At 57.5% G+C, this 19,385-nt stretch carries 15 protein-coding genes; 6 read left to right on the top strand and 9 right to left on the bottom strand.

Annotated features, from left to right (window positions below; all coding sequences use genetic code 11):
- Window positions 1–300: 300 nt before the first annotated feature.
- Window positions 301–2,694 carry a maltodextrin phosphorylase gene (malP, locus tag ACR42C_RS21310; protein ID WP_479984532.1) on the top strand — a complete coding sequence of 798 codons (2,394 nt, stop codon included), beginning with the start codon at window positions 301–303 and terminating at the stop codon, window positions 2,692–2,694.
- Between the two features lie 9 nt (window positions 2,695–2,703).
- A complete protein-coding gene (malQ, locus tag ACR42C_RS21305) occupies window positions 2,704–4,785 on the top strand; it encodes a 4-alpha-glucanotransferase (RefSeq protein ID WP_479984531.1) in 2,082 nt (693 codons plus the stop codon).
- A 92-nt stretch (window positions 4,786–4,877) separates the two neighbouring features.
- Here malQ and gntT read toward each other — a convergent pair whose 3' ends face one another.
- From gntT to gntX, 3 genes are all read right to left on the bottom strand, one after another.
- The gene (gene gntT / locus ACR42C_RS21300) at window positions 4,878–6,194 is read right to left on the bottom strand and encodes a gluconate transporter (protein ID WP_116342718.1); all 1,317 of its coding nucleotides are present in this window, start codon (window positions 6,192–6,194) and stop codon (window positions 4,878–4,880) included.
- A 307-nt stretch (window positions 6,195–6,501) separates the two neighbouring features.
- Entirely contained in the window at window positions 6,502–7,077 is a 576-nt protein-coding gene (gene nfuA / locus ACR42C_RS21295) for a Fe-S biogenesis protein NfuA (RefSeq protein WP_003861601.1), read from the bottom strand.
- A 61-nt stretch (window positions 7,078–7,138) separates the two neighbouring features.
- Window positions 7,139–7,822, bottom strand: coding sequence for a DNA utilization protein GntX (gntX, locus tag ACR42C_RS21290; RefSeq protein WP_316380245.1), 684 nt, complete (start codon window positions 7,820–7,822; stop codon window positions 7,139–7,141).
- 36 nt (window positions 7,823–7,858) lie between these two features.
- On the opposite strand from gntX, the gene bioH reads away from it, so the two are divergent.
- Complete coding sequence (bioH, locus tag ACR42C_RS21285) at window positions 7,859–8,632, top strand: pimeloyl-ACP methyl ester esterase BioH (RefSeq protein WP_479984530.1); 774 nt, start codon at window positions 7,859–7,861, stop codon at window positions 8,630–8,632.
- 112 nt (window positions 8,633–8,744) lie between these two features.
- Window positions 8,745–9,014: a YdgH/BhsA/McbA-like domain containing protein gene (locus ACR42C_RS21280; protein WP_023309499.1), complete on the top strand. Its 270-nt coding sequence runs from the start codon at window positions 8,745–8,747 to the stop codon at window positions 9,012–9,014.
- Window positions 9,015–9,047: 33 nt separating this feature from the next.
- On the opposite strand, the gene feoC is transcribed toward ACR42C_RS21280, so the two are convergent.
- From feoC to greB, 5 genes are all read right to left on the bottom strand, one after another.
- Entirely contained in the window at window positions 9,048–9,284 is a 237-nt protein-coding gene (gene feoC / locus ACR42C_RS21275; RefSeq protein ID WP_233003201.1) for a [Fe-S]-dependent transcriptional repressor FeoC, read from the bottom strand.
- An 11-nt stretch (window positions 9,285–9,295) separates the two neighbouring features.
- A complete protein-coding gene (gene feoB, locus ACR42C_RS21270; RefSeq protein WP_479984529.1) occupies window positions 9,296–11,614 on the bottom strand; it encodes a Fe(2+) transporter permease subunit FeoB in 2,319 nt (772 codons plus the stop codon).
- A gap of 30 nt (window positions 11,615–11,644) precedes the next feature.
- Window positions 11,645–11,872 carry a ferrous iron transporter A gene (gene feoA / locus ACR42C_RS21265; RefSeq protein WP_006177893.1) on the bottom strand — a complete coding sequence of 76 codons (228 nt, stop codon included), beginning with the start codon at window positions 11,870–11,872 and terminating at the stop codon, window positions 11,645–11,647.
- A gap of 338 nt (window positions 11,873–12,210) precedes the next feature.
- Window positions 12,211–14,541 carry a Tex family protein gene (locus ACR42C_RS21260; RefSeq protein ID WP_479984528.1) on the bottom strand — a complete coding sequence of 777 codons (2,331 nt, stop codon included), beginning with the start codon at window positions 14,539–14,541 and terminating at the stop codon, window positions 12,211–12,213.
- A gap of 85 nt (window positions 14,542–14,626) precedes the next feature.
- Window positions 14,627–15,100 carry a transcription elongation factor GreB gene (greB, locus tag ACR42C_RS21255; RefSeq protein ID WP_014885539.1) on the bottom strand — a complete coding sequence of 158 codons (474 nt, stop codon included), beginning with the start codon at window positions 15,098–15,100 and terminating at the stop codon, window positions 14,627–14,629.
- A 229-nt stretch (window positions 15,101–15,329) separates the two neighbouring features.
- Between greB and ompR the strand changes: the two genes are divergently transcribed.
- Together ompR and envZ are read left to right on the top strand one after the other, a co-directional pair.
- Window positions 15,330–16,049 (top strand): osmolarity response regulator transcription factor OmpR, encoded by a 720-nt coding sequence (ompR, locus tag ACR42C_RS21250; protein ID WP_001157751.1) that lies wholly within the window; start codon window positions 15,330–15,332, stop codon window positions 16,047–16,049.
- Complete coding sequence (envZ, locus tag ACR42C_RS21245; protein ID WP_233003202.1) at window positions 16,046–17,392, top strand: two-component system sensor histidine kinase EnvZ; 1,347 nt, start codon at window positions 16,046–16,048, stop codon at window positions 17,390–17,392. The genes ompR and envZ overlap by 4 nt, the downstream gene beginning before the upstream one ends.
- A gap of 90 nt (window positions 17,393–17,482) precedes the next feature.
- Here the strand turns inward: envZ and pckA are convergent, their stop codons facing one another.
- On the bottom strand, window positions 17,483–19,102 hold the full coding sequence (pckA, locus tag ACR42C_RS21240; RefSeq protein WP_045259359.1) for a phosphoenolpyruvate carboxykinase (ATP): 1,620 nt from the start codon (window positions 19,100–19,102) through the stop codon (window positions 17,483–17,485).
- Window positions 19,103–19,385 lie beyond the last annotated feature (283 nt).

The following is a 19,385-nucleotide window of genomic DNA, read 5'->3' as shown; positions in this document are numbered from 1 at the left end:
GAGATTAATAATCTCCTTAGGTATGAGCCCATTGCTGAAATATTATTCTCCGTAAGCAATCATTTCCGGGCGGATTAATTTCACCCGAAACTGCATTTCATTTCTTTGACATTCTCCCCGGTTACTTTTTTAACTTCCTGGCACGCTACGGCTATGCTCTCAGAGTGGCCTCGATCACACTTTTATGCTCATCCCCGCTACTCCTCCCTGTCTAATCCCCCACGGGAGGAGGAAGAGGTGAAATGAGCCAGGCACACTAGCGCCAACTTGTGTTTTCTTTCTAAAGGATGCCGATCCCCTATGTCACAGCCTACCTTCAACAAAGCTCAATTCCAGGCTGCCCTGACGCGTCAGTGGCAGCGTTTTGGCCTTCATGCTGCAAACGAGATGACGCCTCACCAGTGGTGGCAGGCGGTGAGCGGGGCGCTCGCAGAGCAGCTGGATGCTCAGCCCGTGGTGAAGCCCGTCAAAGGCCAGCGTCACGTCAACTATATCTCGATGGAGTTCCTGATTGGCCGCCTGACCGGCAACAACCTGCTGAACCTTGGCTGGTATCAGGAGGTGGGTGATGTGCTGAAAGAGCATGACATTAACCTGACCGACCTGCTGGAAGAAGAGATTGACCCGGCGCTGGGTAACGGCGGTCTGGGTCGTCTGGCGGCCTGCTTCCTTGACTCCATGGCGACCGTCGGCCAGTCGGCGATTGGCTATGGTCTGAACTACCAGTACGGTCTGTTCCGTCAGTCGTTTGCCGACGGCCATCAGATGGAAGCGCCGGACGACTGGCACCGTAACACCTACCCGTGGTTCCGCCACAACGCGCAGCTGGATGTGCAGGTCGGCATCGGCGGGAAAGTGACGAAGCAGGGGCTCTGGGAGCCGGCGTTCACTATTACCGGTGAAGCCTGGGATCTGCCGGTGCTCGGCTACCGTAACGGCGTGGCGCAGCCGCTGCGTCTGTGGCAGGCGAAGCACGCGCATCCGTTCAACCTGACCAAATTCAACGACGGTGATTTCCTGCGCGCCGAACAGCAGGGCATTGACGCCGAGAAACTGACGAAGGTCCTCTACCCGAACGACAATCATCTGGCGGGTAAAAAGCTGCGCCTGATGCAGCAGTACTTCCAGTGCGCCTGCTCCGTGGCGGACATTCTGCGTCGCCATCATCTGGCGGGCCGCAAGCTGGCGCAGCTGCCGGACTTCGAAGTTATCCAGCTCAACGACACGCACCCGACTATTGCCATCCCGGAACTGCTGCGCGTGCTGATCGACGAGCATCAGCTGAGCTGGGACGACGCCTGGGCCATCACCAGCCGCACCTTCGCCTACACCAACCACACCCTGATGCCAGAAGCGCTCGAGTGCTGGGATGAGAAGCTGGTGAAAGCGCTGCTGCCGCGCCATATGCAGATCATCAACAAGATTAACGACCAGTTTAAAGCGCTGGTGGAGAAAACCTGGCCGGGCGACAAAGCCGTCTGGGCCAAGCTGGCAGTGGTGCACGACAAACAGGTGCGCATGGCGAACATGTGCGTAGTCAGCGGCTTTGCCGTTAACGGCGTGGCGGCGCTGCACTCCGACCTGGTGGTGAAAGATCTGTTCCCGGAATATCACCAGCTGTGGCCGACCAAATTCCACAACGTGACCAACGGCATCACGCCGCGTCGCTGGATCAAGCAGTGCAACCCGCTGCTGGCCGGCCTGCTGGACAAGACCCTGAAGAAAGAGTGGGCCAACGATCTGGACCAGCTGATCAACCTGGAAAAACAGGCCGACGACGCAAAATTCCGCGAGCAGTACCGTGCGATCAAGCTGGAGAACAAGGTTCGCCTGGCGGAGTTCGTGAAAGTGCGTACCGGGATTGAGATCAACCCGCATGCCATTTTCGACATTCAGATCAAACGTCTGCATGAGTACAAGCGCCAGCACCTGAACCTGCTGCACATTCTGGCGCTGTACAAAGAGATCCGCGAGAACCCGCAGGCCGACCGCGTGCCGCGCGTGTTCCTGTTCGGTGCGAAAGCGGCGCCGGGCTACTACCTGGCGAAAAACATTATCCTCGCTATTAATAAAGTGGCGGCGGCGATCAACAGCGATCCAAAAGTGGGCGACAAGCTGAAGGTGGTGTTCCTGCCGGACTACTGCGTCTCGGCGGCTGAAATGCTTATCCCGGCGGCGGATATCTCCGAGCAGATCTCGACCGCAGGGAAAGAAGCGTCCGGTACCGGGAACATGAAGCTGGCGCTGAACGGCGCGCTGACCGTCGGCACGCTCGACGGGGCGAACGTCGAAATCGCCGAGAAGGTCGGTGAAGAGAATATCTTTATCTTCGGCCATACCGTGGAAGAGGTGAAAGCCATCAAGGCCAAAGGCTACGATCCGGTGAAATGGCGTAAGAAAGACAAAGTGCTGGATGCGGTGCTGAAGGAGCTGGAAAGCGGCAAATACAGCGACGGCGACAAGCACGCGTTTGACCAGATGCTGCACAGCATGGACAAACACGGCGGCGACCCATACCTGGTAATGGCGGACTTCACGGCCTACGTTGAAGCGCAGAAACAGGTCGACGTGCTGTATCGCGACCAGGAGGCGTGGACCAGGGCGTGCATTCTGAACACCGCGCGCTGCGGCATGTTCAGCTCTGACCGCTCAATCCGTGATTATCAGGCCCGTATCTGGCAGGCAAAACGCTAAGGAAGCGCGATGGAGAGTAAACGTCTGGACAGTGCCGCGCAGGCGGCGGGAATTAGCCTCAGTTACATCAACGCGCACGGCAAACCGCAGTCTATTGGTGCGGACACCAAAAGACGTTTGCTGGATGCGATGCACAAAACCGACGCGAAAGCGTCGGTTGCCCCGGTGCCAAACGTGAAGGTCTTTACCGCAGGCAAAAAGATGCCGCTGGCGGTGGAGGGGCTCGGCGAGTTTAGCTGGCTGCTCACCACCGAAGAGGGGCATCAGCATCAAGGCCACGCCACCGGCGGCAAAACGTTAAACCTTCCGGCGAAGCTGCCGGAGGGCTATCACAGCCTGACGCTCACCCAGGACGAACAGCGTTTTCACTGCCGGGTGATCGTCGCGCCAAAACGCTGCTATGAGCCGCAGGCGCTGCTTGAAGGCAAAAAGCTGTGGGGCGCCTGCGTGCAGCTCTATACGCTGCGTTCCGACAGCAACTGGGGCATCGGCGATTTTGGCGACCTGAAGAACATGCTGGCATCCGTGGGCGAGCGCGGTGGGGCCTTTATTGGCCTCAACCCAATTCACGCGCTCTATCCGGCGAATCCGGAAAGCGCCAGCCCGTACAGCCCGTCGTCCCGACGCTGGCTAAACGTGATTTACATCGACGTTAACGCGTTAGACGACTTCAAAAACAGCAAAGAGGCGCAGGCGTGGTGGAAGCTTGATACCACCCGGCAGATGCTGAAGCAGGCCCGCGACGCGGACTGGGTGGACTATTCCACCGTCACGGCGCTGAAAATGGCCGCGCTGCGTCTGGCGTGGAAAGGCTTTTCGCAGCGCGATGACGAGCAGATGGCGGCCTTCCGCCAGTTTGTGATGCAGGAAGGCGAAAGTCTCTACTGGCAGGCGGCATTTGATGCGCTGCACGCATATCAGGTGAAAGAGGACGAAATGCGCTGGGGCTGGCCGGTCTGGCCGGAAGCGTATCAGACCGTGGATACCCCTGAAGTCAAAGCCTTCTGTAAAAATCATGCCGATGAGGTGGACTTCTACCTGTGGCTGCAGTGGCTGGCGTACAGCCAGTTTGCTGCCTGCTGGCAGGTGAGCCAGGGCTATAAAATGCCGATCGGTCTGTATCGTGACCTGGCCGTGGGCGTGGCGGAAGGCGGCGCGGAAACCTGGTGCGATCGTGAGCTCTACTGCCTGAAGGCCTCCGTGGGTGCACCGCCGGATATCCTCGGGCCGCTCGGGCAGAACTGGGGCCTGCCGCCGATGGATCCGCACGTGATGGCGGCGCGCGCCTACGAGCCGTTTATCGACCTGCTGCGCGCGAACATGCAGAACTGCGGGGCGCTGCGCATTGACCACGTGATGTCCGTGCTGCGCCTGTGGTGGATCCCGTACGGTGAAACGGCCGATCACGGGGCGTACGTCCAGTATCCGGTTGACGATCTGCTGTCGATCCTGGCGCTGGAGAGTAAACGTCACCAGTGCATGGTGATCGGTGAAGATCTCGGTACCGTGCCGGTGGAAATTGTCAGCAAGCTCCGCGACAGCGGCGTCTACTCCTATAAAGTGCTCTATTTTGAAAACGACCATGAGAAAACCTTCCGCGCGCCGAAAGCGTACCCTGAACAGTCAATGGCAGTCGCGACGACGCATGATCTTCCTACGCTCAGGGGCTACTGGGAAAGCGGCGACCTGACCCTCGGCAAAACGCTGGGACTGTATCCTGATGAAGAGGTTCTGCGCGGTCTGTATCAGGATCGTGAGCTGGCGAAGCAGGGGCTGCTGGATGCGCTGCATAAGCATGGCTGTCTGCCGAAGCGTGCAGGGCATAAAGCGTCGCTGATGGCGATGACCCCAACGCTCAACCGTGGCCTGCAGCGCTATATCGCCGACAGCAACAGCGCGTTGCTCGGCCTGCAGCCGGAAGACTGGATTGATATGGCGGAGCCGGTGAACGTTCCGGGCACCAGCTATCAGTACAAGAACTGGCGACGCAAGCTGTCCACAACGCTTGAGAAGATGTTTGCCGATGACGGGGTGAACAGGCTGATTAAGGATTTGGATAAGCGCAGAAGGGCAGTGGGTAAGAAGCGGTAGTTTCACCCTCACCCTCACCCTAACCCTCTCCCGGAGGGAGAGGGAATAGAATGTAGGCCGGGTAAGCGTCAGCGCCACCCGGCTTTTTTACATCAGACAACCATATTCAACAGCAGCACCCCGACCAGACCACACACCGAAATAATGGTTTCCAGCGCGGACCAGGACTTGATGGTTTCACCGATCGTCAGGTTGAAGTACTCCTTGAACAGCCAGAAGCCAGGGTCGTTAACGTGAGAGAAAATCACGCTACCGGAACCGACGGCGATAACCATCAGCTCAGGGCTTACGCCCGTGGTCGCAATCAGCGGGGCAACGATACCGCCTGCGGTGATCGCCGCAACGGTCGCAGAACCCAGCGCAATACGCAGAACTGCAGCAATAGACCAGGCCATCAGGAGCGGCGACACGTTGGTTTCATGCATCATGGCAGCGATGTATTTGTCCACGCCGCTGTCGACCAGCACCTGCTTGAACGCACCGCCGCCGCCGATGATCAGGAGCATCATGGCAATGATTTTGATGGAAGAGGTCAGCGTGTCGTTGATTTGATCCATTGAACGACCGCGGTTAAGACCGAAGGTGAACATCGCGATCAACACCGCAATCAGCGTTGCCATTACCGGGTCACCCAGGAATTCCGCAACGGACAGGAAAGCATGACCTTTCGGCAGGATCATCTCCGCCACGGCGCGCATCGCCATCAGGATCACCGGCACCAGAGAGGTCCAGACGCTGACGCCAAAGCCCGGCATCTCTTCTTCGGTGAAGGTTTTGGCGCTGTACAGACCTTCCGGGATAGGCTTATCAATGCCTTTCAGGAAGCGGGCATACACCGGGCCCGCCAGAATCACGGTCGGGATCGCCAGAATCGTACCGAACAGCAGGGTTTTACCCATATCGGCGTGGAAGATGGTGGCGATAGCGGTTGGACCCGGGTGTGGCGGCAGGAAGCCGTGGGTCACGGACAGGGCCGCAGCCATTGGCACACCCACAAACAGCAGCGGGATGTTCGCTGCCGCAGCGATGGTAAACACCAGCGGCAGCATCAGCACGAAGCCCACTTCATAGAACAGCGCGAAACCGACGGTAAAACCGGTTAACACCACTGCCCACTGAATGTGCTGTTTACCGAATTTGGCAATCAGGGTGGTGGCAATACGCTGCGCGCCACCGCAGTCCGCCAGCATTTTGCCGAGCATGGCACCGAAGCCCATGATCAGCGCCAGGCTGCCGAGCGTGCCGCCGACGCCGGCTTTGATAGAGCTGATAACTTTAACCAGCGGCATCCCCTGCATCAGACCGACTGCAAGTGCCACCAGAACCAGAGCGATAAATCCGTTCATTTTGAAACGGATCATCAAGAGCAGTAATAACACAACACCGATAGCAACGATGACTAATGGCATGATTTACCTGGCCTTTGAATTGTTATGGGTAACGTCATTGTTTCAACGACAAATTCCGATTGTCCCAACTGGGAACAGAGTGGTTAACGGCACTCATACTGATGCCTGCGAAACAGTTAAGTTTAGTCGGCTGTTATAAGGGTGCTGAGTGCCCACGAGAATGATACGGGTAACATGTCGCGGTTGAGAATCACCCAGTGAGGCAAAATTTGAATTATGAGACGCAGGTCAACATATCGAGGTGGGAAGGTAAGGGAGGTTGGCCCGGTAAGCGTGGCGCCACCGGGCAATACGGGCGGGTACTGAATTAGTAGTAAGAATGCTCGCCGCGCTGGTGCTCGGTCAGGTCACGCACGCCTTTCAGTTCCGGGAACTCGTTCAGCAGCTGCTTCTCGATCCCTTCTTTCAGGGTCACGTCGACCATAGAGCAACCATTACAGCCGCCGCCGAACTGCAGGATCGCCAGGCCGTCTTCCGTGATTTCCATCAGGGAAACGCGACCGCCGTGGCCAGCCAGCTGTGGGTTGATCTGGGACTGAAGCAGATACTCAACGCGCTCCATCAGCGGCGCATCGTCAGACACTTTACGCATTTTGGCGTTTGGCGCTTTCAGGGTCAGCTGAGAACCCAGCTGGTCGGTGACGAAGTCGATCTCCGCATCTTCAAGATACGGCGCGCTCAGTTCATCGACATAAGCGGTGAGCTGTTCAAATTTAAGGGCAGTGTCAGTTGCTTCCACAGCATCCGGAGGACAATAAGAGACACCACATTCTGCATTCGGAGTGCCTGGATTGATCACAAACACGCGGATCTGCGTCCCTTCTTCCTGATTTGCCAGCAGTTTGGCAAAGTGCGCTTGTGCAGAATCGGAAATACGGATCATAGCTTTGGCCTAATAGTTGACTAAATTACCTGGGTATAATCATACGCCCATTGAAGAAGGGCTACAAGGTACGGCACAGACACCATACCTGAACCGACGCGGCGCCGCTTTGCAAAAGCAGTCGGGAAAGTTCAGCAACGGTACTGCCTGTGGTGACGACGTCATCCACGATGGCGATATGGAGGCCTTTGACCGGCAATTCAAGGCGAAAGGCGTTTTTCAGGTTCCTTTTGCGAAGCCGGGCGTTGAGCTGATGCTGGATGGCGGTGGCATGTACGCGGGTAAGCGCGCAGGCATCATAGCGACAGCCTAGCCACCGGGCGAGCGGGCGGCAGAGCAGGTCGCTTTGATTATAGCCGCGCCGCCAGTGCCGACGTCGGTATAAGGGGACATTCACCACCCTATCGATTTTCGGCAGAGCGCGGGTTCGTCGCGCCTGTAAAACTGCCAGCAATAGCAGGCGGGCAAGGGGCTGCGCCAGCGAACTCTGGCCGGAAAACTTCAGGGCGTGAATAAGCCCGCTCAGCGGTGGAACATAATCATCCACGGCTACCAGCGCGCTCCACGGCGGGGATTTTTTCAGGCAGCGGCCGCAGGGCAAATAGCGGTTAGCCGCCGGTAAACCACATTGCGGGCAGGTTGTGATACGCCTTGCCAGTGAGCGCGTGCAGACGGAACAGACGCCCCACGCGCTGAGGGCAAGCGGCATTTTGCATAGCCAGCACAAGCCAGGCACTGTTAGCATGTGCAACCTCCATGTGAAAAAAGAGAACAGTAACTGATGAAGACGCTGTGGTGGCAGACCGTAGGGACAGGAAATTGCCATCTTGTGCTGCTGCACGGATGGGGCCTGAATGCGGAAGTGTGGCATTGCATAAGCGAGGAACTTGCCTCGCAATTTACGTTACATCTGGTTGATCTACCGGGCTACGGTCGCAGCCGCGGCTTTGGCGCGATGTCGCTTGATGAGATGGCGCAGCAGGTTGTGGACGCCGCGCCGCAAAATGCCATCTGGCTGGGCTGGAGCCTGGGCGGGCTGGTGGCAAGCCAGATTGCGCTCTCCTGGCCCGAGCGCGTTAAGGCGCTGGTCACCGTGGCCTCGTCGCCATGCTTTAGCGCGCAAGAGACGTGGCCCGGCATCAAACCTGACGTGCTGGCGGGCTTCCAGCAGCAGCTGAGCGACGATTTCCAGCGGACCGTCGAGCGATTCCTCGCATTGCAGACAATGGGGACGGAAACCGCGCGTCAGGATGCCAGAGCGCTGAAGCAGGTGGTGCTCTCCCTGCCGATGCCGGACGTCGAGGTGCTTAACGGCGGTCTTGAGATCCTGAAAACGGTCGACCTGCGGGAGCCGCTGACTGCGCTGGCCATGCCGCACCTGCGTATCTATGGCCATCTGGACGGGCTGGTGCCGCGCAAAGTGGTTCCACTTCTGGATTCCCTCTGGCCGGACAGCGAATCCCGGGTCATTGCCAAAGCCGCGCATGCTCCGTTTATCTCTCATCCGACGGAATTTTGTTCAGCGCTGGTTGCGTTAAGTCAACGTTTAGACTGATTATTTTCTATCCAGCCTGGAAAAAGTTACACACCGCAACCATACTCCAGATGTCGTTGCGGTTGTTCTGCCTACGATAATCAAAAACAACAATCCTATGGAGAGTCAGGCTATGAAACTTGTTACAGGTATTGTCACTTCTCTGGTTATTGGGTCACTGTCATTTGGCGTTTTTGCGGCGAAAGAGCTGGAAAAAGATAAAGTTGCCGGGATGAATCTGACGAAAATTGGTGAGATTTCTACGTCTGACACCACCGCGCCGATGGATGCAAGAAAAGAGCTGTCGAAGAAAGCGGATGAGCTGGGCGGGACGTACTACGTCGTCACCAGTGCAGAAAAACAGACCAAAAACGTACGCGCTACCGCGGACGTCTATAAGTAATACGATAAAGCCGGGCAGCAATGCCCGGCTTTATTAGCGCAGTGCCCACCACTCCCTGAGGCAGGCCTTTCCTTCCGGGCAGCTTTTACAACTGCCGGAGAGGCAGCCGTCCGCTTCTTCCTTAATCCGCACGGCTTTACCCATCGCTTCCAGGCGTTCCAGCATGGCATCGATCATCGGCTGCGGCGTATGCAGGCTGAGGCTGAGCTGTTTTGCCTCCATCCGCCCCTGAAGCGCCAGCAGGTCACGAACCTGAATCAACGATGCCATCTGGTTTCCTCTTAGTGACAGTCGCCAGCCGGGCTGCTGCAGCAGGTTGCGGCGGTTTTACGATTTGCCAGCAGGTCGATGTCGACGCGGCTGCGTGCCCGGCGTAGCAGACCGAGAACCATTACGTTAAACAGCACAACCGCCAGAATGCAGACCAGGCTGTAGCGCGGGTGCTGGCTGAAGTTAACGGTCTGATAAAACAGCGTCGCCAGCGAGTAAGCGATATTTAGCCCCCACAGGATGGAGAAGCCCATCCAGCCGCGGCTGGACTCGCGGGCAATCGCTCCCATGACGGAGATGCACGGGATATAGAGCAGGACAAAGATGAGATAGCTGTAGGCCGCAGACGCGCTGCCAAACTTCTCGCCCATCACGCCCATGGCACCGGTTGCCATTTCGCCGTCGCCCTTGCTGGCCTCAATCGGGTTCGCCAGCACGCTCAGGCTGAAGGTATCTTTCAGGCTCTGCCAGGTCTCCTCTACGGCACCCAGCAGTTCGTCACCGAGGTGAAACTCCGCCGGGTTAAATTCCTGCTCCTGAATGTTCTCTGCGGTGTAGAGCGTGTTCAGGGTCCCGACGACCACCTCTTTCGCCATCGCCCCGGTGAACAGTCCCACGGTCGCCTGCCAGTTATCCTCCTGCACGCCAATTGGTTTAAAGACCGGCGTGATGACGCGGCTGACGGAGGCGAGGGCAGAGTCGTTGATGTTATCCGCCGTCTGTCCACTCAGGGTGAAGCTGTTCAGCGCGCTCAGGAAAATACTGACAATGACAATCACCTTACCGGCGCGCAGCACAAAGCCTTTCAGTCGCTGCCAGGTCTGGATCGCCAGGCTTTTCAGATGCGGTACGTGGTAAACCGGAAGCTCCATCACAAACGGCGACGCTTCACCACGCATGATGGTGTGCTTGAGCATTAAGCCGGTCAGGATCGCCATCACGATGCCCAGCACATACAGCGAGAAGACCGCCAGCGCGCCCTGCTGACCAAAGAAGGCGGCTGCAAAGACCGCAAAGATTGCCAGACGCGCGCCGCAGGACATAAATGGCGCCATCATGATGGTCATCAGACGTTCACGCGGCGCATCCAGGGTGCGCGCGCCCATCACCGACGGCACGTTACAGCCGAAGCCGACGATCAGCGGGACGAAGGATTTACCCGGCAGACCCAGCGCCTGCATCAGGCGGTCCATCACGAACGCGGCGCGCGCCATGTAGCCGGAATCTTCAAGGAACGAGAGGAACAGATACATCATGCCGATCTGCGGCACCAGCGGCAGCACGGTGTTGATACCGCCGCCGATCCCCTGAGCGAGGAAGATGGTTAGCCATTCCGGGAAGTGCAGGGTGTAACCCAGCCACTGAATACCATGAACGAAAACGGCGACAGAACCCGCGTCAAAAATCGGCTGGAGCGCGCCACCAATGTTAATGGCAAGCAGGAACATCACGTACATCACCAGCAGGAAGATCGGCAAACCGAGGAAGCGGTTGAGCACAATCTTATCCACCGCCGCCGTAAAGCGGCTGGGTTCCGCGGTAAGGGCGTTGCTGACCACATCACAAATTGACGCAATGGCCTGATAACGCGCATCGGCGATGTGCAGCGCCGGGTCGTCCAGCTCGCCGCTGAGACGGGCGAGGGTCACGTCCAGCTTATCTGCTGCATGTCCGGCATAGGCGCGGCTATAGATATCCCCTTCCAGCATCTGCAGGCCGAGCCACAGACGCTGTTTCGCAGGCATATTTTTGTCCATCTCCTGCGCCAGCAGATCGGCTTCGCGCAGCAGCGGCTGGGCGTAGTGCACCAGCTCAACGTCGCGGTTTCCCGCGTGGCGGTCAATCGCCAGCTTCAGCGCGTCGATACCGCGAGCGCGGGTCGAGACCAGCGGAACGACAGGGCACCCAAGGCGCGCAGAGAGGGCATCGACGTCAATGCGCAGCTTTTGTTTCTCTGCAATGTCGAGCATGTTGAGCGCCACGATGCAGGGGATCCCCAGCTCCAGCAGCTGCAGCGTCAGGTAAAGGTTTCGTTCGAGGTTAGAGGCGTCGACCACGTTGATCAGCAGATCGGCATCGCCGCCAAGAATGTAGTGGCAGGCAATTTGCTCATCGAGCGATGTCTGGGATGAAATCGTGGTTAAGGAATAGGTACCGGGAAGGTCGACCAGGGTCACCTGATTGTCCGTTGTCGTGAACTGGCCTTCTTTACGTTCAACCGTTACGCCTGCCCAATTTCCCACGCGCTGGCGCGCGCCGGTTAACTGATTAAATAAGGTTGTCTTGCCGGAATTAGGATTGCCAATTAAGCCAATAGTTAATTTTTTCATTGTATTAGACCCACCGAAACCGCTGGCTTGTTAACGGGATAAAGATTCAACTTCAATTAATGCGAGGTCTTTTTTGCGCAGAACCAGATTCACGCGCCGGGTTTCGATATGGACAGGATCGCCCAACGGCGCTACGCGCACGACCTGGAATGATGAGCCGGGCAGCATGCCCAGTGACAGCAGCTTCTGCCGATAGGCCGGGCTAATTTCGCGGGTAAAACCGGTAATTTTCCATGCACTGTCTGGAGTGAATTGCATAATGCCTGATTCCACGAGAGGTTAAATAATCTACACTGCGATGATAATGAGAATAGTTTTTATCAGCAATAATAAAAATGTGACGGGATGTTGTTAATCGTATTAATTTGCGGTCTGATTGACCTTGCTCAATATTTGCTGAATTGCCGGGAAAATGAAAAGAGGGATATTTGTTAACGGGGTGATAATTAGTGGTTTAAATATGGCTGTGCAATCGGTTTCATATATTTCGAGATGTTTTATTCCCCTCACCCTAACCCTCTCCCCAAAGGGGCGAGGGTGTTAAAGTTCCCTCTCCCCTTTGGGGAGAGGGTTAGGGTGAGGGGGGCGTTGTTGCCTTAGCGTTTCTTACCCATCGCGGCCGCCAGCGCGTCCATCATCGCGCTATTGCCCGCAGGCTGTGCATCACGCCCGCGCGGTTTTGCGGCTTTCGCGGCCGGACGCTGCTGCTCGCGGCCTCCACCGTTGCCGCCACGGCGCGCGTTGGTGTCGCCCGGTTGCTCGTCCAGACGCATGGTCAGGGCGATACGCTTGCGCTGCAGATCCACTTCCAGCACTTTCACCTTCACGATGTCGCCCGCTTTGACCACGGTGTGCGGGTCTTCAACGAACTTGTCGGCAAGGGACGAGATATGCACCAGACCGTCCTGGTGCACGCCGATATCCACAAACGCGCCGAAGTTGGTGACGTTGGTCACCGCGCCTTCCAGCACCATGCCCGGCAGGAGATCGTTCATGGTCTCGATGCCGTCAGCAAAGGTCGCCGTTTTGAACTCAGGACGCGGATCGCGGCCCGGTTTTTCCAGCTCTTTGATGATATCGGTGACGGTAGGCACGCCAAATTTTTCGTCGGTGAAGTCCACCGCTTTCAGGTTGCGCAGGGCGCCGCTGTCGCCCATCAGGTCTTTAAGCGCCTGCTGAGTAGCGGCCAGGATGCGCTCAACAACCGGGTATGCTTCCGGGTGAACGGTAGAAGCATCCAGCGGGTTATCGCCGTGATTGATGCGCAGGAAGCCCGCGCACTGCTCAAACGCTTTCGGCCCCAGGCGGCTCACTTTAAGCAGCTGCTGACGGTTCTGGAACTGGCCGTTCTCGTCACGCCAGGCCACGATGTTCTGCGCCATCATGCGGGTTAAGCCCGCCACGCGGGTCAGCAGAGGAACGGAGGCGGTGTTCAGGTCCACGCCGACGGCGTTTACGCAGTCTTCCACCACCGCATCCAGCTTGCGCGCCAGCTGCGTCTGGCTCACGTCGTGCTGGTACTGGCCCACGCCGATGGATTTCGGGTCGATCTTCACGAGTTCGGCCAGCGGATCCTGCAGGCGACGGGCAATAGAGACCGCACCGCGCAGGGAAACGTCCAGGTCCGGGAACTCCTGCGCCGCCAGCTCAGAGGCGGAGTAGACCGATGCGCCCGCTTCGCTGACGATCACTTTCTGCGCCGTCACTTTCGGGAACTGCTTCTGCACGTCGAGGTAGAAACGCTCGGTTTCGCGTGATGCGGTGCCGTTACCGATGGCAACCAGCTCCACGTTGTACTTCTCGCACAGCGCCGCCACCACGACGGCGGCTTTCGCTGCCTGTCCGGTATGCGGGTAAATGGTGTCGGTGGCGACCAGCTTGCCGGTGCCGTCAACCACAGCGACCTTCACGCCGGTACGCAGGCCCGGATCGAGACCCATGGTGGTGCGCAGGCCGGCAGGAGCGGCCATCAGCAGGTCGTGCAGGTTACGGGCGAAAACGTTAATCGCTTCATCTTCAGCGCGCTCGCGCACGGTGCCCATCAGCTCGGTTTCCAGGTGCATCAACACCTTGATGCGCCAGGTCCAGCTCACTACGCCTTTGCGCCAGCTGTCCGCCGGGGCATTGTTCAGGCGCAGGCCGAGATGGTCGATAATGATCTGCTCGCAGTGGCTCTCTTTCGGCGGCTCGTCAAACTGCGGGTCGGCGTTCAGGGAGAGCTGGAGCACGCCTTCGTTGCGGCCGCGGAACATCGCCAGCGCGCGGTGAGAAGGGGTGGTTGAAATCGGTTCGTGGTGATCGAAGTAGTCGCGGAACTTCGCGCCTTCTTCCTCTTTGCCCGCGACGACGGTAGAGACGATGTGGGCATTCTTCCACAGGTAATCACGCACTTTGGCCAGCAGGGCAGCGTCTTCCGCGAAGCGCTCCATCAGGATGTAGCGCGCGCCGTCCAGAGCGGCCTTGGTGTCCGCGACGCCTTTGTCGGCGTCGATGAATTTCGCCGCTTCGGTGTCCGGGTCGTGAGACGGCTCATTCCACAGCAGGTCGGCCAGCGGCTCAAGGCCCGCTTCGATGGCAATCTGCCCGCGCGTGCGGCGCTTCGGTTTGTACGGCAGATAGAGATCTTCGAGTTCGGTTTTGCTCAGGGTGCCGTTAATGGCGCTTTCCAGCTCGCTGGTCAGCTTGCCCTGTTCGCCGATGGATTTGAGGATCGCCTGACGACGTTCTTCCAGCTCGCGCAGATAGCCCAGACGGGTCTCCAGGTTACGCAGCTGCGTGTCATCCAGACCGCCGGTGACTTCCTTACGATAGCGTGCAATAAACGGCACGGTGTTCCCTTCATCAAGCAGGCGAACGGCAGCTTCTACCTGTTCGGCTCTGGCCTGAAGTTCACCCGCAATAATGCGGCAGAGCGAATCTTTCATCATGGCTTTATCATCTTGTGGGTCAAAATCAGGGGATAGTTATACGGGCTGACACGGCAAAATGCCAGCCGGGGAGGGCGCTCTCGGACTATTTTACGTAGACGATCTCATTGACGTACCAGCTGGCTTCACCGGCTGGGGTTTGAACGACGGCCAGATCGCCCACTTCCTTTTTCAGCAGCGCGCGGGCCATCGGGGAGTCGATGGAGATGTAATCTTTACGACCAAAAATTTCATCGTAGCCGACAATGCGAAAACGCAGGGTGTCACCGTCATCGTTTTCAATTTCCACCCACGCGCCGAAGAACACTTTGCCCTCCTGCTGTGGGGAGTAATCGACAATTTTGAGATTCTCGAGGCACTTCGTCAGGTAGCGAACCCGGCGGTCAATTTCGCGCAGCCGCTTTTTGTTGTACTGGTAATCCGCATTCTCGCTGCGATCGCCCAGGCTGGCCGCCCAGGTCACCTTTTTGGTCACCTCAGGACGCTCTTCGCGCCACAGGTAATCCATCTCTTTCTTGAGTTTCTCGTACCCTTCGCGGGTGATCAGGGGCGTTTTCATGGTGCAGCCTTTAATGCCGGTTAACTGTCTTTGCGCACAATACGTAGCGCACAGTGTAACAGACAGGATTAATAATGATTTATGTGATGAAATGAACAGATAAGCTGCTGTTAAATATGCTTTGTAACAATTTCGACTAGAATTTATACCAGAATTAACTGGTCGAATACGTGCACTTTTTTAGAATACGCTGTTACAAAGACTATCCGAACCTTTGGGAGTACACACAATGCAAGAGAACTACAAAATTCTGGTCGTGGATGACGACATGCGCCTGCGCGCGCTGCTGGAGCGTTATCTGACCGAGCAGGGCTTCCAGGTTCGTAGCGTCGCGAACGCTGAGCAGATGGACCGTCTGCTGACCCGTGAATCTTTCCACCTGATGGTTCTCGACCTGATGCTGCCGGGCGAAGACGGGCTTTCTATTTGCCGCCGTCTGCGCAGCCAGAGCAACCCGATGCCGATCATCATGGTGACGGCGAAGGGCGAGGAAGTTGACCGTATCGTGGGCCTCGAAATCGGCGCGGACGACTACATTCCAAAACCGTTTAACCCGCGTGAACTGCTGGCGCGTATTCGCGCCGTGCTGCGCCGTCAGGCGAACGAACTGCCTGGCGCACCGTCGCAGGAAGAAGCGGTGATTGCCTTCGGCAAGTTCAAGCTGAACCTCGGCACGCGCGAGATGTTCCGTGAAGACGAACCAATGCCGCTCACCAGCGGCGAGTTTGCGGTACTGAAAGCGCTGGTCAGCCACCCGCGCGAGCCGCTTTCCCGTGACAAGCTGATGAACCTGGCGCGCGGTCGCGAATACTCCGCAATGGAACGCTCCATCGACGTGCAGATCTCTCGCCTGCGCCGCATGGTGGAAGAAGATCCGGCGCATCCTCGTTATATTCAGACCGTGTGGGGTCTGGGCTACGTATTTGTCCCGGACGGCTCTAAAGCATGAGGCGAATGCGCTTCTCGCCGCGAAGCTCGTTTGCCCGCACCCTGCTGCTGATCGTCACCCTGCTGTTCGTCAGCCTGGTGACGACCTACCTGGTGGTGCTGAACTTTGCGATCCTGCCGAGCCTCCAGCAGTTTAATAAGGTCCTGGCCTACGAAGTGCGTATGCTGATGACCGATAAGCTGCAGCTGGAGGACGGTACGCAGCTGGTTGTTCCCCCGGCATTTCGCCGTGAAATTTACCGTGAGCTGGGCATTTCGCTCTACTCGAATGAGGCGGCGGAAGACGCTGGCCTGCGCTGGGCGCAGCACTACGAATTTCTCAGCCAGCAGATGGCGCAGCAGCTGGGTGGCCCAACGGAAGTGCGCGTTGAGGTCAACAAAAGCTCGCCCGTCGTCTGGCTGAAAACCTGGCTGTCACCCAACATCTGGGTGCGCGTTCCGCTGACCGAAATTCATCAGGGCGACTTCTCGCCGCTGTTCCGCTACACCCTGGCCATTATGCTGCTGGCGATAGGTGGCGCGTGGCTGTTTATCCGTATCCAGAACCGACCGCTGGTCGACCTGGAGCACGCGGCGCTGCAGGTCGGTAAAGGCATCATTCCTCCTCCGCTGCGCGAATATGGTGCCTCTGAAGTGCGTTCGGTAACGCGCGCGTTTAACCATATGGCGGCAGGCGTGAAGCAACTGGCGGACGACCGTACGCTGCTGATGGCAGGCGTCAGTCATGACCTTCGCACCCCGCTAACGCGTATTCGTCTGGCGACGGAGATGATGGGGGAAGAGGACGGCTATCTCGCCGAGTCCATTAACAAGGACATCGAAGAGTGTAACGCCATCATCGAGCAGTTCATCGACTACCTGCGCACCGGCCAGGAAATGCCAATGGAAATGGCCGATCTGAACGCGGTGCTGGGCGAAGTGGTGGCCGCAGAAAGTGGTTATGAACGTGAAATTGACACTGACCTTCAGGACGGTGAAATTCAGGTTCGTATGCACCCGCTCTCCATTAAGCGTGCGGTGGCTAACATGGTGGTCAATGCGGCGCGTTACGGTAACGGCTGGATTAAGGTCAGCAGCGGGTCTGAACTCAACCGCGCCTGGTTCCAGGTGGAAGACGACGGTCCGGGCATTAAGCCCGAGCAGCGTAAGCATCTGTTCCAGCCGTTTGTGCGCGGCGATAGCGCGCGCAGCACCAGCGGTACGGGCTTAGGCCTGGCGATTGTGCAGCGTATTATCGATAACCATAACGGATTGCTGGAGATCGGTACCAGTGAGCGGGGTGGGTTGAGCATTCGCGCCTGGCTACCGGTACCGGTGACGCGGGGGCAGGTGAAAGAGGGATAGTGCGGTCTGATGCCCTCACCCCGGCCCTCTCCCACGGGGAGAGGGAGAAAACATTAAAAAAGGCAACTTTCGTTGCCTTTTTGCTTTTACCTACAGCTTCGGACCCGCACTCACCAGCGCTTCACCCGCCGGGGTATCGGTATACTTCTCGAAGTTCTCAATAAACAGCTTCGCCAGCGATTCCGCCTTCTCGCGCCACTGCTCCGGCGAACCGTAGGTATTGCGCGGGTCGAGGATACGCGTGTCCACACCCGGCAGTTCCGTCGGAATGGCCAGATCAAACATCGGCAGCGTGAAGGTTTCGGCATTATCCAGTGAACCATCCAGAATGGCGTCGATAATGGCGCGGGTATCTTTGATAGAGATACGCTTGCCGGTACCGTTCCAGCCGGTGTTGACCAGGTAGGCCTGCGCGCCGGATGCCTGCATGCGTTTCACCAGCACCTCAGCGTACTGCGTCGGGTGCAGCGACAGGAATGCCGCGCCGAAGCAGGCGGAGAAGGTTGGGGTTGGCTCCGTGACGCCACGCTCGGTACCCGCCAGTTTGGCAGTAAAGCCAGAGAGGAAGTGGTACTGCGTCTGGCTGGCGGTCAGGCGGGACACCGGAGGCAGCACGCCGAACGCATCCGCCGTCAGGAAAATCACCTTCGTGGCATGGCCCGCTTTTGACACCGGCTTCACGATATTGTCGATGTGGTAGATCGGGTAAGAGACGCGGGTGTTTTCGGTTTTTGACGCATCGTCGAAGTCGATAGAGCCGTCGGCACGTACGGTGACGTTTTCCAGCAGCGCGTCGCGACGGATCGCATGGAAGATATCCGGCTCGGCCTCTTCAGACAGGCGAATGGTCTTCGCGTAGCAGCCGCCTTCGAAGTTAAACACGCCGTCATCGTCCCAGCCGTGCTCGTCATCGCCAATCAGACGGCGTTTTGGATCGGTGGAGAGCGTGGTTTTCCCTGTGCCGGACAGGCCGAAGAATACCGCCACGTCGCCTTTCTCGCCGACGTTCGCCGAGCAGTGCATGGAGGCAATACCGCGCAGCGGCAGCAGGTAGTTCATGACCGAGAACATCCCTTTCTTCATTTCGCCGCCGTACCAGGTACCGCCAATCAGCTGGATACGCTCGGTCAGGTTGAAGGCAATGAAGTTCTCAGAGTTCAGGCCCTGCTCTTTCCACTGTGGGTTGGTGCATTTCGCACCGTTCATCACGATGAAGTCAGGTGTGAAGTCCTGCAGCTCTTCGTCGGTCGGACGAATAAACATATTCTTAACGAAATGCGCCTGCCAGGCCACTTCGGTAATGAAACGCACGGAAAGGCGGGTATCGGCGTTAGCGCCGCAGAAAGCGTCGACAATGAACAGACGCTTGCCGGAAAGTTGATGGGTGACGAGCCCTTTCAGGTGCTGCCAGGTTTCCGGGGAGAGCGGTTTGTTGTCGTTCTTCCCTTTGCCTTTGTCAGCCCACCACAGCGTATCGCGGGTGGTTTCGTCGCGGACGATATACTTATCTTTCGGCGAACGACCGGTAAAGATACCGGTATCGACGGCGATAGCACCAAGGTTCGTCAACACACCGCGCTCGTATCCTTCCAGTGCTGGATTGAGCTCTTCCTGATACAGCGTATCGTAATCGGGGTTGTAGACGACTTCCTGGACGTCGTGAATACCATAAGCCTTGAGATCTTGCGGGGTTAAACCAGTAACACGCATATCACTGCTCCTTAGCCAATATGTACTGCCTGAAATTGTAGGGTTTTTCTGGGGATGTTAACCGCGACGGGGCTCATAGATTTGTGCATCTGGATAAAACCCTTACTAACGGAAAACGCTGCGACTCCAGTCACAGTGCAGGCGGATTATCGCAGGAATCGCTTTTTGGTTGGGGAAAATGTTCCGAAAAGGTTAAAGACTGGTGATTTTATCGGAAAGAATGTGAATGTAATCGCATACATGTAAGAAAATTACGTAAGAGTTACATTATGAAAACGATTCA

The organism is Enterobacter sp. MG-EB028 (genome assembly GCF_056673305.1).
This window is presented reverse-complemented; position numbering and strand designations above follow the sequence as displayed.